Annotated in this window: 18 protein-coding genes; 15 read left to right on the plus strand and 3 right to left on the minus strand. The window is 69.8% G+C overall.

The genetic code is table 11. The annotated features are described in order from the left end of the window. Nucleotides 1–197: 197 nt before the first annotated feature. Together BLU79_RS04475 and BLU79_RS04480 are read right to left on the minus strand one after the other, a co-directional pair. A complete protein-coding gene (locus BLU79_RS04475; RefSeq protein WP_093904289.1) occupies nt 198–1220 on the minus strand; it encodes a LacI family DNA-binding transcriptional regulator in 1023 nt (340 codons plus the stop codon). A gap of 127 nt (nt 1221–1347) precedes the next feature. After that, nucleotides 1348–2127: a winged helix-turn-helix transcriptional regulator gene (locus BLU79_RS04480; protein ID WP_093904290.1), complete on the minus strand. Its 780-nt coding sequence runs from the start codon at nt 2125–2127 to the stop codon at nt 1348–1350. Between the two features lie 170 nt (nt 2128–2297). On the opposite strand from BLU79_RS04480, the gene BLU79_RS04485 reads away from it, so the two are divergent. From BLU79_RS04485 to BLU79_RS04525, 9 genes are all read left to right on the plus strand, one after another. Further along, a complete protein-coding gene (locus BLU79_RS04485; protein ID WP_093904291.1) occupies nt 2298–3164 on the plus strand; it encodes an alpha/beta hydrolase in 867 nt (288 codons plus the stop codon). A gap of 37 nt (nt 3165–3201) precedes the next feature. Continuing rightward, on the plus strand, nt 3202–3456 hold the full coding sequence (locus tag BLU79_RS04490) for a MoaD/ThiS family protein (RefSeq protein ID WP_093904292.1): 255 nt from the start codon (nt 3202–3204) through the stop codon (nt 3454–3456). Nucleotides 3457–3458: 2 nt separating this feature from the next. Beyond that, nucleotides 3459–4688: a hypothetical protein gene (locus BLU79_RS04495; RefSeq protein ID WP_093904293.1), complete on the plus strand. Its 1230-nt coding sequence runs from the start codon at nt 3459–3461 to the stop codon at nt 4686–4688. A 194-nt stretch (nt 4689–4882) separates the two neighbouring features. Next, complete coding sequence (locus tag BLU79_RS04500) at nt 4883–5620, plus strand: LmeA family phospholipid-binding protein (protein ID WP_093904294.1); 738 nt, start codon at nt 4883–4885, stop codon at nt 5618–5620. Between the two features lie 198 nt (nt 5621–5818). Continuing rightward, nucleotides 5819–5899, plus strand: a complete 81-nt coding sequence (locus BLU79_RS49860) for an Ms5788A family Cys-rich leader peptide (RefSeq protein ID WP_350751515.1) — start codon at nt 5819–5821, stop codon at nt 5897–5899. A gap of 135 nt (nt 5900–6034) precedes the next feature. Beyond that, nucleotides 6035–6874, plus strand: coding sequence for a sulfurtransferase (locus tag BLU79_RS04510; RefSeq protein WP_093904295.1), 840 nt, complete (start codon nt 6035–6037; stop codon nt 6872–6874). A gap of 62 nt (nt 6875–6936) precedes the next feature. Then, nucleotides 6937–7227, plus strand: coding sequence for a DUF1416 domain-containing protein (locus BLU79_RS04515; RefSeq protein WP_093904296.1), 291 nt, complete (start codon nt 6937–6939; stop codon nt 7225–7227). 89 nt (nt 7228–7316) lie between these two features. Continuing rightward, nucleotides 7317–7577, plus strand: coding sequence for a DUF3099 domain-containing protein (locus BLU79_RS04520; protein WP_093904297.1), 261 nt, complete (start codon nt 7317–7319; stop codon nt 7575–7577). A gap of 9 nt (nt 7578–7586) precedes the next feature. Further along, nucleotides 7587–8009, plus strand: coding sequence for a VOC family protein (locus BLU79_RS04525; protein WP_093904298.1), 423 nt, complete (start codon nt 7587–7589; stop codon nt 8007–8009). Here BLU79_RS04525 and BLU79_RS04530 read toward each other — a convergent pair. Next, on the minus strand, nt 8003–8365 hold the full coding sequence (locus BLU79_RS04530) for a DsrE family protein (protein ID WP_093904299.1): 363 nt from the start codon (nt 8363–8365) through the stop codon (nt 8003–8005). The two genes, BLU79_RS04525 and BLU79_RS04530, sit on opposite strands and share 7 nt — an antisense overlap. Nucleotides 8366–8563: 198 nt before the next feature. On the opposite strand from BLU79_RS04530, the gene BLU79_RS04535 reads away from it, so the two are divergent. From BLU79_RS04535 to BLU79_RS04565, 6 genes are all read left to right on the plus strand, one after another. Then, nucleotides 8564–9241: a hypothetical protein gene (locus tag BLU79_RS04535; RefSeq protein WP_256333147.1), complete on the plus strand. Its 678-nt coding sequence runs from the start codon at nt 8564–8566 to the stop codon at nt 9239–9241. Then, a complete protein-coding gene (locus BLU79_RS04540) occupies nt 9238–10026 on the plus strand; it encodes a hypothetical protein (RefSeq protein ID WP_256333148.1) in 789 nt (262 codons plus the stop codon). Before BLU79_RS04535 ends, BLU79_RS04540 begins: the two co-directional genes overlap by 4 nt. Continuing rightward, on the plus strand, nt 10023–10946 hold the full coding sequence (locus BLU79_RS04545; RefSeq protein WP_256333149.1) for a hypothetical protein: 924 nt from the start codon (nt 10023–10025) through the stop codon (nt 10944–10946). Before BLU79_RS04540 ends, BLU79_RS04545 begins: the two co-directional genes overlap by 4 nt. A gap of 239 nt (nt 10947–11185) precedes the next feature. After that, nucleotides 11186–11761 (plus strand): heme-binding beta-barrel domain-containing protein, encoded by a 576-nt coding sequence (locus BLU79_RS04555; RefSeq protein WP_093904301.1) that lies wholly within the window; start codon nt 11186–11188, stop codon nt 11759–11761. Between the two features lie 32 nt (nt 11762–11793). After that, nucleotides 11794–12246, plus strand: coding sequence for a Fur family transcriptional regulator (locus BLU79_RS04560; RefSeq protein WP_093904302.1), 453 nt, complete (start codon nt 11794–11796; stop codon nt 12244–12246). A gap of 10 nt (nt 12247–12256) precedes the next feature. Then, complete coding sequence (locus tag BLU79_RS04565; RefSeq protein WP_093904303.1) at nt 12257–13222, plus strand: CAF17-like 4Fe-4S cluster assembly/insertion protein YgfZ; 966 nt, start codon at nt 12257–12259, stop codon at nt 13220–13222. Nucleotide 13223 lies beyond the last annotated feature (1 nt).

A 13223-nucleotide genomic window follows, 5' to 3' on the forward strand; every position in this document is an offset into this window, starting at 1 on the left:
GTCGCCCGACCATGAGAGCTTCCTGAGCGCTCCCTGAGAAGCCCGGCAGAAGCTCGTATGCCCGATGTAAAGGCGGTACTGGCAGCGATCCGGTGCCTCTCAGAGAACACTCAGAGAAGCTCCCTCAGGGGCGCGGGGAACTGCGCGAGAAACCACATACGACGGTCAGCCGCACAACGACAGAACCGCCCGAGCTCCTAGGCGCACCCACACGACCGCCGCGCGACAAGCCGCGACGGAAACACCTTCAACCGCTCCCGCCGCGACCCGGCCACCCGAAGCCCGTCATCGAGAACCAGATCCACCGCGGCCCGAGCCATGGCGGACCTGTCCGACGCAATGGTCGTCAGCGGAGGATCCGCCAACGCCGCTTCCTTGATGTCGTCGAACCCGGCGACAGCCAACTCCCCCGGCACATCGATCCGCAGCTCCCGCGCCGCCCGCAGCACACCGATGGCCTGGTCGTCGGTGGAGCAGAAGATCGCGGGAGGACGCCTCGGACCGGAGAGAATCTCCAGCGCTATGCGATACGCGTCGTAGCGGTTGTACGGCGCTTCGAACAGCCGGCCCTCGGTGGGAATCCGGGCCTCGGCCATCGCGCGCCGCCAGCCCTCGACGTGGTCGGAGACCGGGTCGCCGACCGCCGGCGTCTCCGCGGTGCCGCCCATACAGGCGACGTACTCGTAGCCGTGCTCCAGAAGGTGGCGTACGGCGAGCTGGGCGCCACCGAGGTCGTCGGTGACGACGGCGACGTCGTCGATGGCCTCGGGCCGCTCGTGGAGGAGGACGACCCGCGCGTCCCAGGCCTCGATCTCGGCGGCGGCGAGGTCGTTGAGCGCGTGCGAGACCAGGATGAGCCCGGAGACGCGCATACCGAGGAACGCCCGCAGATAGTGGACCTCGCGCTCGCCGACGTAGTCGGAGTTGCCGACGAGAACCATCTTCCCGCGCTCGGCGGCGGCCCACTCGACCGCGTGCGCCATCTCCCCGAAGAAGGGCTGGCGCGCGTCCGGCACGATCAGGCCTATGAGGTCCGTGCGCCGCGAGGCCATCGCCTGGGCGACCCGGTCGGGCCGGTACCCCAGTTCCTTGATGGCGGCGAGGACACGCTCGCGCGTGGCCGGGGCGACCGGCCGGGGTCCGTTGTTGATGACATAACTGACGACGGCAGTGGAGGTCCCTGCCAGCCGCGCTACGTCATCCCGAGTCACCTTGGCCACGCGCGGAGTCTACGCGGATGGACCCGCTCTGGGCAGGGCGTGAAGGAGCTTCGCTGTCCCCCGGCTGCCACTCCGCTGTGCGAAAGCAATGCCGGTGACGCCCCGCCCGAGCGTCCGTCGCGTCTTTCTATGCCTCGGCCCGGACCTCGACGCCGTCCAGGGCGTCCACCTCGTCCGCATCCTCCGGCTTTGCCTGGCCGGCCTTGGCCTTCGCCTCCTCGGCGACGCGGTCGACCTTCTCCGGAGTAACGAATCGATAACCGACGTTCCGTACGGTCCCGATGAGCGACTCGTGCTCGGGTCCGAGCTTGGCGCGCAGTCGTCGTACGTGGACGTCGACCGTCCGGGTGCCGCCGAAGTAGTCGTAGCCCCAGACCTCCTGCAGCAGCTGCGCGCGCGTGAAGACGCGGCCCGGGTGCTGGGCGAGGTACTTCAGGAGCTCGAACTCCTTGAAGGTGAGGTCGAGGACCCGTCCCTTGAGCTTGGCGGAGTAGGTGGCCTCGTCGACCGACAGATCGCCGTTGCGGATCTCCATGGGGGAGTCGTCGTTGACGATCTGCTGGCGGCCCATGGCGAGCCGCAGCCGGGCCTCGACCTCCGCCGGGCCGGCGGTGTCGAGGAGAACGTCGTCGATGCCCCAGTCGGCGGTGACGGCGGCGAGGCCGCCCTCGGTGACGACGAGGACGAGCGGGCAGCCGGGCCCGGTCGAGCGCAGGAGCTGGCACAGGCTGCGGACCTGGGGCAGGTCGCGGCGTCCGTCGATGAGGATGACGTCGGCACCGGGGGTGTCGACGAGCGCGGGGCCTTCCGCCGGAGCCACGCGCACGTTGTGCAGCAGCAGGCCGAGGGCCGGGAGCACCTCCGTCGAAGGCTGGAGGGCGTTGGTCAGGAGCAGCAGAGAACTCATATGTCTGGTTCCTCCTCGGTCCCTGCGAGGACGTATGCGGTGCGGAACTGCTCTGCGATCCCGAAGGCCCGTACACCTGCGGTTTCCCGCGTCGTATACAACGCTTCCGAAAGCACAAAAGGACCCGGGGGCTACGCTGCCCGAGTCCTCTGCCCAGCAGAATAGCCCACATGAGCAACGGTCCGGCAGGTCATGTGGCACGATCGACGGTTCGTCCGAACTCTGAGACGACCAGACGTACACCTTTGCGGACGTTTCTGTACACCGACGACGGGGTGACGATCGATTCCGTATACGACCCGGGTGCGGTCGTATACGACTCCTCCCGTCCATCTGCCGGTGATCTGGCGTTCGTCGTCGCCCACGGCTTCACCGGGGACGTGGACCGGCCGCATGTGCGACGGGTGGTGGAGGCGTTCACCCGGCACGGGGGCGTCGTCACCTTCTCCTTCCGGGGGCATGGCGCGTCGGGCGGTCGCTCGACGGTCGGCGACCGCGAGGTGCTCGATCTGGCGGCCGCGGTGCGGTGGGCGCGCGAGCTCGGGCACGCGCGCGTGGTGACCGTCGGGTTCTCCATGGGCGGGTCCGTGGTGCTGCGGCATGCGGCGCTGTACGGAGGGGACGGACGGGAGGGGGACGGCGGGGCACGTACGGACGCGGTGGTGTCGGTGAGCGCGCCCGCGCGCTGGTACTACCGGGGTACGGCCCCCATGCGGAAACTCCACTGGCTGGTGACCCGGCCCGAGGGGCGTCTGGTGGGCCGCTACGGGTTCCGTACGCGGATCCATCACCAGGAGTGGAATCCGGTACCGATGTCCCCCGTGGAGGCGGTCCCGCGGATCGCGCCCACACCCTTGCTGATCGTGCACGGCGACCAGGACGGCTACTTCCCCCTCGACCACCCCCGCATGCTGGCCCAGGCGGCCGGTGACCACGGCGAACTCTGGCTGGAGCCGGGCATGGGCCACGCCGAGCACGCGGCCGGGGGCGCGTTGCTGGACCGCATCGGGCACTGGGCCGTCGCACAGGGCGGCTAGCCTGACGGGGTACACAGCCGATCGACAGAGGAACCGCATGCCAAAGGTCACGGTGCGCTACTGGGCCGCCGCGAAGGCCGCGGCCGGGATCGCCGAGGAGCCGTTCGACGCGGCCACCCTCGCCGAGGCGCTCGACGCGGTGCGCGAGCGACACCCCGGGGAACTGACGCGCGTACTGCGGCGATGCTCGTTCCTCATCGACGGTGACCCCGTGGGCACCCGCGAACATGAGACGGTACGGCTGGCCGACGGCGGCACGGTCGAGGTGCTCCCGCCGTTCGCAGGAGGGTGACGATGAGCGACCAGCCGTATCAGGGACAGCAGGAACAGCACGGGCATCAGGGGCAGGGATACGACGTGTACGACCCGTATCAGCAGCCCGCGCCGCAGGCATGGCCCGGGCAGCAGACGCACGACGATCCGCAGGCCGCCCAGCAGTACACGCAGCAGTGGCAGGGGCAGACCTGGGAGACGCAGGTGCACTCGCCGGTGACGTCGGCCTCGGAGTACCGGGGTTCGGACTACCGGGGTGGGGACGCCGCCGGGTATCAGGCGGGCGGCTGGGACGGTGCGTCGCACGGGCAGGCGCAGCAGGTGCAGGCACAGCAAGTACAGGCACAGCAGGCACAGGTCCAGACCCCGTTCCCGTCGCCCGCACCGCAGCAGGGCGGGACGCGGTCGCACGCCCCCGAGCCCGGCACCGACGCCACGTCCGGTGACGGTGACGGTGACGGCCCTGGCTACGGTCCCGCGACCGTCTCCGGCAACTCCCGCATCACCGACGCCCAGCGGGCCCGGCTGGAGGGCCGTTCCCCGATCATCGAGCCGGGGATGCAGCCGGCCGCGCTCACGGCGCTGCTCGGGCTGTTGCTCTCGGGGGCCGCGGCCATCGGGTCGTACGCCCTTGTGGTGCCCCTCGTCGTCCTGCAGGCGGTGACGGCGGCGGGCTGGTTCCGGCTGAACGGCATGTGGCCCGCCCGGCAGGGCATCGCGCTGGCCTTCGCGGGCGCGCTGACGGCGGATGTGGCGCTGCTGGTGGCCGACCGTGCGCCGGCGGCGATCCTCGGGACGCTGGGGGTGTGGGTGCTGCTGGTGCTGGTCCTGCAGCTGCGCTCGCACGCCGATCCGGACGAGCGGATGTACGGGCTGATGGCGACGGTCGTCTCGGCGGCGCTGGCGATCATCGCGGCGGGGTATCTCGCTGCGGAGGCCGACGCGGTGACCGTGGGGGCGATGGCGGTCGCGATCGCTGTCCTGGCGCGGGCGTTGCCGTTGCCCACCGTGGCCTCTGTGGTCGTTTCGCTGCTCGCGGCCGCGGGGGCGGGGGTTGCCGGGGGTGCCATGACGGGGGTGGGTGCCGGTGGGGCGCTGCTCGGGGTGGGCGCGGGGGTGTGTGCGCTGATCGGTCACCGGGTGGCGAGCTATGACTATCCGTCGCGGTTCGTCCACTTCACGGCGGGGGTTGCGTTGCCGTTGGCCGCGGCGGCGCCTGCGGTGTATGTGCTGGGGCGGGCGTTGGCCTGAGGCCGGGCTGAATGACGCGGCCTGCGCCGTGAAGTGGCCGTCGGACCTCGCCTGTCACAGGTGATCGACAATCCGCCGGTCGACCCCACCCCAGGGTTACCCTCGCGCTGGACGGCCACCCGGCCGTCCATGTCATGCGTGACCGTCATGAGCGTCGTCGTCGACGACCACCGAGGTGGGGGGAACACCACACCATGCGCGCCCTGCGGATACTGCTGATCGTCGTCGTGATACTCGGCGGCCTCTTCGTGCTGGCCGACCGGCTTGCCGTCGGGTTCGCCGAGGACGAGGCGGCCGGCAAGCTTCAGACCAGCGAGAACCTGGATGCGGCACCGGATGTGTCCATCAAGGGCTTCCCGTTCCTGACCCAGGTCGTGAGCGGCACGCTGGACGACGTCGAGGTCGACATCAAGGACTACGAGGCCGCCACCGGCACCGACGGCAAGACGATCCGGATCGACGACCTCACGGCGAACATGCAGGGCGTCGAGTTCTCCGGCGACTACAGCTCCGCCACCGCGGCCACCGCCACCGGCACCGCGTCCGTCACCTATGCCGAGCTGTTGAAGACCGCCAAGTCCGAGCCCACCGAGGTCGCCCCCGGCGTCACCGCCAGCGTCGTCGGCCTCTCCGACGGCGGCAACGGCAAGATCAAGGTCGCCGTCGAGGCCACCGTCCTCGGCACCAAGATGCCGAACCCGGTCTATGTCCTGAGCTCGGTCACCGCCCAGGGCGACACCGTGAAGGTGCACGCGGACACCCTGCCCAGCTTCGGCGGTGCCGAGATCGCCGAGAGCCGCGCCCGTGCGATCACCGACTTCGAGCAGAAGATCGACGGCCTCCCCGGCGGCATCCAGCTCGACAAGGTCCAGGCGGCGAAGAGCGGCGTCGAGATCACCGTGAAGGGTTCGAACGTCCGCCTGGCCGGGTAGTACGGCGGATGGTGAACGTCCCGCGTCCAATTGGCGAGACGGCGACGTCCGTACCGTAGATGTGACGCGCGACGCAGGCGCCCGGAAGCCGTGATGTGGCGGTCGCCACCGGCTCCTCATCCCACATTTCGGACGATCGCATCTCAGAATGCGACACACCGGTGACACGCCCGCCTGTCGCTCCCTACGATCGAGCCCATGAAGCGACAGGCGGATCTCACGAAGCGGCGGGCAGTCGACCTGTGCCGCGTTGCCGCCATGCTCTGTCGCCCCTTCTGAGCGGAAGCTCCGACTTCTGCGTTTCCCCCCGCCCTGACCAGGGCACAGGTGCGCCGTCTCGGCATGAAGCGGAGCGCGCGCACCCCCCGCACTCGCACGCCCCGCCGCCGTAACTGCCCCGGAGGAGAGAAGAGCATGAGCCGCAGCGACGTCCTCGTTGACGCCGACTGGGTCCAGGAGAACCTGGACAACGCCGACATCGCGATCGTGGAGGTGGACGAAGACACGTCCGCCTACGAGAAGAACCACATCAAGAACGCGATCCGCATCGACTGGACCAAGGACCTGCAGGACCCGGTCCGCCGCGACTTCATCGACCAGGAGGGCTTCGAGAAGCTCCTGTCGACGAAGGGCATCGCCAACGACACGCTGGTGATCCTCTACGGCGGCAACAACAACTGGTTCGCGTCGTACGCCTACTGGTACTTCAAGCTCTACGGCCACGACAACGTCAAGCTTCTCGACGGTGGCCGCAAGAAGTGGGAGCTGGACGCCCGCGAGCTGGTCGAGGAGGTCCCGGAGCGGGCCACCACCGACTACAAGGCCAAGGCCCAGGACAAGTCCATCCGCGCCTTCCGCGACGACGTCGTCGCCGCGATCGGCTCGCAGAACCTGGTCGACGTCCGCTCGCCCGACGAGTTCTCCGGCAAGCTGCTCGCGCCGGCCCACCTGCCGCAGGAGCAGTCGCAGCGTCCGGGCCACGTCCCGTCCGCGCGCAACATCCCGTGGTCGAAGAACGCCAACGACGACGGCACCTTCAAGTCGGACGACGAGCTCAAGGAGCTCTACGCCGAGGAGCAGGTGGACCTGGCGAAGGACACCATCGCCTACTGCCGTATCGGTGAGCGCTCCGCGCTGACGTGGTTCGTGCTGCACGAGCTGCTCGGTGTGGAGAACGTCAAGAACTACGACGGCTCCTGGACCGAGTACGGCTCCCTGGTCGGCGTTCCGATCGAGCTCGGCGCCAACAAGTAACCCATCCCACCCGCAGAACCCGACCGGCCTTCCTTCCGGTCAGACCCCTTATGGAGAAAGACATGTGTGGAGCGAAGGCCGGCGGCCCGGACGCCTCGACGATCAAGCCCGGTGAGACCACGATCCAGGGTCAGGTGACGAAGGACGGCGAGCCGGTGACGGGCTACGTCCGTCTGCTGGACTCGACCGGCGAGTTCACCGCGGAGGTCCCCACCTCCGCCACGGGCCAGTTCCGCTTCTACGCGGCCGAGGGCACCTGGACCGTGCGCGCGCTCGTCCCCGGTGGCACCGCCGACCGTACGGTCGTCGTCGCCGAGAAGGGCGCGCTCGCCGAGGTCGCGATCGCGGTCTGACGGCACTTGTCGGCCGAGGGGCCGCATCCCATGGGTTGGACGCCCGGGGTGCGGCCCCTTCGGCGTGTGCGGAGCCCTACGCTGGGGGTATGTACGCGCGGCGGCGTCACATCTACTTCGCCATGATGGGCACGTGCCTCACGCTGTTCGTCCTGGCCTGGGGCGTCGTACGTCTGTGGTCGGTCCCGGTGGCCGTGGGGATGTGCGTGGTGGCGATGGTCATCCCACCCGTCGCCGCGATGATCGCCAACCGCCGAGGGCCCGAGGACCGCTGGTGGGACGACCCCTCAGGAGATCCGAAGTCCGACGAGTGGTGGGACGAGCTGGACGGCAAGAAGCGGCCGCGGTAGAAGACCTGCATGTCGCCTACGAGGCTGTCCACCGTGGTGCTGGACGCGCACGACGCCCATGACCTCGCCGGGTTCTACCTGCGGCTGCTCGGCTACCAGGTGCGTGCCGAGGAGCCCGACTGGCTGCTCATCGGCCCGCCGCCCGGCACGGAGGGCCTGGCCCTGGCCTTCGAGACCGAACCCGAGTACACCCGGCCGGTCTGGCCCACCAGGAAGCCCGGCGAGCAGCAGATGATGCTCCACCTGGACATCGAGGTCGACGACCTGGAGGGGGAGACGCGGCGCGCCGTGGCCGAGGGCGCCACGCTCGCCGAACACCAGCCGCAGGACGACGTACGGGTGCTGTTCGACCCCGCCGGGCACCCCTTCTGCCTCTGGACCGAGACGCCTCGGGAGACGAGTCAGGAGACGAGCCGGCAGACGGGTCAGTAGACGAGCGCCTGCGTCTCGTCCGCCATCGACTCCTGGACGAACACCTGCGCACCCGCGATCCGTACGCCCTCGATGACGTCCTTCTCCGTGATGTCCCGGCGGGCCGCGCACTGGGTGCACAGGGTGAGCCGGCCGCCGGCCAGGATCGAGTCGATCAGGTCGGGCAGCGGGGCGGCGTGCGGCAGCTCGAACTCGGCGGCGCGGCCCGGCAGCGCGAACCAGGCGGACTCGCCGGTCAGCCACAGCGAGACGTCGACCCCGCTCGCCACGGCCACCGCCGCGACCGTGAACGCCTGTGAGCAGCGTTCGGGGGCGTCGGCCCCCGCCGTCACCTTGATCACCAGCTTCTTGGCCATGGCTGAATCGTAATCAACTCCCTTACAACCTGGGGCATTGGCCATGGGTCTCCTGTGCGCACGTATACGGAATGCAAACTTCACGTTCTGTGGGGGGACGTTTTGGAAGAACCCGGACCCATCGGAGAGGCGCCCGGCGCGGCGCCGTCGCCGGAGCCCTCCGGCACGCCTGGGCCCAGACGCCGTGGGCGCACCGCGATGCTGATCGCCGGTGCCGCCGTCCTGGGGCTCGTGGCCGGGACATGCGCCGGCTATCTCGTCCAGGCCGACCGTGAGCCCGACAAGCTGCCCTCGCTCTCGCAGCCGAAGCTGACGCAGGCCAAGGGCGCGGCACCCGAGCCGCTGTCGGCCACGCGGGACCGGCGGGTGAGGACTGACGGAGACCTGCGCAAGCTGCTGATGAAGAAGCCGCGCGGGGCGAAGACCGCCGACTGGCTGAGCGGGGACGACGGCTGGCTGGACCTGGCCGCGTACGCGGGCACCTTCGATCAGCCGAAGGGCGCCTTCAGCGAGCTCATCACCAGAGAGTTCCGCCGCGCGGCCGTCGTGGGCTGGGAGGACGGCAGGACGGCGGTGGAGATCCGGCTGATCCAGTACCGGCAGGAGGAGGTCGCGGCGGCTGCGGAGGCCACCAGCAGCGGCCACTACTGGTCGGATTTCGAGGACAACGACAACTGGGCCGTCCCCGGCACCGAGGGCGGCAGGGCCTACGTCTACACCGACCCCGAGACCGAGCCCGGCTATCTGCCCATGTACTCGGCGGAGGCGCTCGCCTGGCGCGGCGACATCGCCATGGAGATCTTCGTCTCCGACACGAAGCCGATCAGCAGGAAGACGATCGTGGGCCTGGCCGAGCGACAGATGGAGCGGCTGTGAGCGAGAACCAGCCTGTGCCGGCGGAGAAGCGCCCGCGCCGCGGCCGTATCGCCGCCGTCGTCACGGGATCCGTCCTGCTGGTCGGTGCCCTCGTGGCAGGCGTCGGCCACACCGTCGTCACCGTGCGGGACGCGGACCGGGACGCAGGCGCGCCGGTGTGGAAGTACCCGGTGGACAAGGCCGACGACGAGAAGGCGCCGAGCGCGACGGGGCTGGCCGGGATGCTCGTGCCGTACGGCACCGACGGCTGGGTCCGGGGGCCGGACCTCGGCGAGTTCGGCTCGGACACGCACCTCAGCGGGGCCGAGGCGACCGCGCTGCAGAAGGAGTCACTGCGCGATCTGCCCCGTTCGCAGCGCCGTCAACTGGAGAAGCAGGCGGACCGGCTGCGCATCAAGGGCATGGCGATGCGCAGCTACTTCAGTGCCTACGGCGCCGGTCGCAAACTGGATCTCGTCGTGGACATCTACTCCGTGAACATCGTGCTCAGCCAGATGGGGAGCCAGGCCGCCGTCCGGGACATGGCGACCTTCCAGACCGAGTTCCTCGACACCCTGGACATCTTCCGCAAGGGCCCGGAGGTCAAGGGCCACAAGAACGCCAAGTGCTTCCTGGCGCCCAAGGAGGCCGACGAGAACATCGACAGCATGTTCTGCTCCGCCTATGTGGGAGACGTCCTGGTCACCGTCAACGCGGACGGCGTCAGGCCACTCGACAGCAAGGGAGTCGCGATGCTCCTGAGCACCCAGCTCGACCGCATCGCCGAGCCGGGGGAGGCGGTATGACCGACCAGCAGCCACAGACCACCGAGCCGGGGACCGACCCGTCCGCCGCCGCCCCGCACCTCGCGGTCGCGCAGCCCCGGTCGGCAGTCCCCGCGTACCCCACGGTCCCGCCCGCACCTCCCACCGCCCCGCCTCTCCTGCCCCCACCGGCCGCCGGGAAGGACCGCCGTGTCCTGCGCGCCGTGCTCCGGTGGACCGCCGCCGTCGTCGTCTTCGCGGCCGTCGGGGCCGGTACGGCGTACGGGATCGCCGGGATGGAGCGGACCGACGTACCGGGGCTTAAGACCGAGTCGGACGGGCGGTGGGAGTACCCGACGCTGAGCAGCCCGCCGCTGCCCTCCGGCAGCCCGCGGCCCTTCGCCGAGGAGAACAAGGCCGAGGCCCACTACGCCGACCTGCGCGCCCTCGTGCTGCCCGCGCCCAAGGGCGCAGAGCCCGACCCGGCGCTGCGCGGGGACGACGGCTGGCTGGCCACGAAGGACTTCCTGGCGGAGTACGCCGACAACGAGGAACGCGGGGAGCTGCGACAGAAGCTCGTCGACAGCGGCCTGCGGCACATCGCCGCCCGCGGCTGGACCACCCAGGACGGCACCCACACCCGTGTCTACCTGCTCCACTTCGACACCGCGGCCGTCGTGGACGAGCTGGTCGGCGACATCGCCCCCTTCAGCTTCCCGGGCTACCGGGTGCGCGGCACCGAGGCGTCGGTCCCGGACGAGGACTTCGCCCAGTTGCCGTGGCCCGGCTCCTTCCCGCGTATCGCCTACGCCGAGTCCGAGCCGTACGGCGCCGAGCAGGTCCGGCAGGCCTATCTGTCCGCCGGGGACGTCCTGGGCGTGGTCATCCAGTCACGCAAGGGCACCGCGAAGGCCGTACCGTTCCAGCAGACGGTGACCTTGCAGAGCCAGCTGCTCGGCTGACCCCGCGAGGGCGTACCTCACAGCAAGGGCCGGGCGCCAGCCGCGTAAGCTGGGGCCCGGCCCTGTACGTACCGCACAACCTCCGCTCAATCGAGGAGCACCCCGTGGAGATCTTCTTCGAAGCCCTGCTGGTTCTGGTCTGCGTCGGCGTCCTCGCCTTCGCCGGGCTGACCGTGAAGAAGCTGTACCAGGGCCAGCGCTGATCCCCCTCACCGACGTACGAGACTTCTGAGCTGATCATGATCGAGATCCCGTCCGACCTCCACAAGGACCTCGTCCCCCTCGCCTTCCTGCTCGGCAACTGGGCGGGCGCGGGTGTGCACGACTTCCCCGGCTCCGAGAAGTGCAACTTCGGGCAGGAGGTCGCCTTCACCCACGACGGCCGGGACTTCCTGGAGTACCAGTCCCACACCTGGGTGCTGGACAACGACGGCAACAAGGTCCGTCCGCTGGAGTCCGAGCACGGCTTCTGGCGCATCGACGCCGACCGCAAGGTCGAGGTGACGATGGTCCGCGACGACGGTGTCGTCGAGATCTGGTACGGCGAGCTGGCCGACAAGAAGCCGCAGATCGACCTGGTCACGGACGCCGTGGCCCGGACGGCCGCCTCCGGCCCGTACAGCGGCGGCAAGCGGCTGTACGGCTACGTCAAGAGCGACCTGATGTGGGTCGGCGAGAAGCAGACCCCCGAGGTCGAGCTGCGCCCCTACATGTCGGCGCACCTGAAGAAGGTCGTCACCCCGGAGGAGGTCGAGCGCTGGGCCAAGGCCCTGCCCGACGATATGCCGGACGACGGGATCGCCTTCTTCAAGTAGGCCTTCGCCCGAGTAGGCCTAGACTCGTCGGTGTGGTGAGCACCGACTGGAAGAGCGACCTCAGGCAGCGCGGCTACCGGCTGACGCCGCAGCGGCAACTCGTGCTCGAAGCCGTGGACACCCTTGAGCACGCGACCCCCGACGACATCCTCGTGGAAGTACGGAAGACGGCGTCGGGGGTCAATATCTCGACGGTCTACCGGACCCTGGAGCTCCTGGAGGAGCTCGGGCTGGTCAGCCATGCCCACCTGGGGCACGGTGCGCCGACGTATCACCTCGCGGACCGGCACCACCACATCCATCTGGTGTGCCGCGACTGCACGAACGTGATCGAGGCCGATGTGTCGGTGGCCGCGGAGTTCACGGCCAAACTGCGCGAGACCTTCGGGTTCGACACGGACATGAAGCACTTCGCGATCTTCGGCCGGTGCAAGGACTGCACGCCCAAGGCCGCGAACGGCAAGAGTTCAACTACCGAGTCGTAGGCTTGTCCCCATGAAGAGCCCCCTGCTGACCCTGCCCGGCGCCGTGCCCGCCGAGGGCGTGGACGAAGGCGTCGCCGCCCACTACGGCGATCTGTTCCGCGAGCAGCGCGCCCTCGCCGACGGCACCGGATTCGTCGACCTCTCGCACCGCGGAGTCGTCGCCGTCTCCGGCGACGACCGGCTGAGCTGGCTGCATCTGCTGCTCACCCAACACGTCAGCGACCTGCCGACAGGCGAGGCCACCGAGGCGCTGATCCTCTCCGCGCACGGCCACATCGAGCACGCGCTGTATCTCGTGGACGACGGGGCGACGGTCTGGGCCCATGTCGAGCCCGGCAGCCAGGAAGCGCTGATCGCGTACCTGGAGTCGATGAAGTTCTTCTACCGGGTCGAAGTGGCCGACCGCACCGACGAGTTCGCGGTCGTGTACCTGCCCGCCGGGTCCATCGCCGAGGTGCCCGAGGGCGCCGTCGTACGCGAGACGGCGTACGGCCGCGACCTGTTCCTGCCGCGTGCCGAGCTGGAGTCGTTCGCCGCGAAGGCGGGCCCGGCGGCCGGGATCCTGGCACACGAGGCCCTGCGCGTGGAGCACCAGCGCCCGCGCCTCGGCTTCGAGACCGACCACCGCACCATCCCGCACGAGCTGGGCTGGATCGGCACCGCGGTGCACCTCCAGAAGGGCTGCTACCGCGGCCAGGAGACGGTGGCCCGCGTCCAGAACCTCGGCAAGCCACCGCGCCGGCTGGTCTTCCTCCACCTGGACGGCAGCGAGGTCCATCTCCCGACCCACGGCACCGAGATCCACCTCGCGGACGAGGGCCCCGAGGGCCGCAAGATCGGCTTCATCACGACGTCCGTACGACACCACGAGCTCGGTCCGGTCGCACTCGCGCTGGTGAAGCGGAACGTGCCGGTGGACGCGCAGTTGGTGGCGGACACCACGGCGGCGGCGCAGGAGGTCGTGGTCGAGCCGTAGG

Origin of the sequence: Streptomyces sp. cf386, from assembly GCF_900103585.1 — a bacterium.
Lineage (GTDB): Bacteria > Actinomycetota > Actinomycetes > Streptomycetales > Streptomycetaceae > Streptomyces.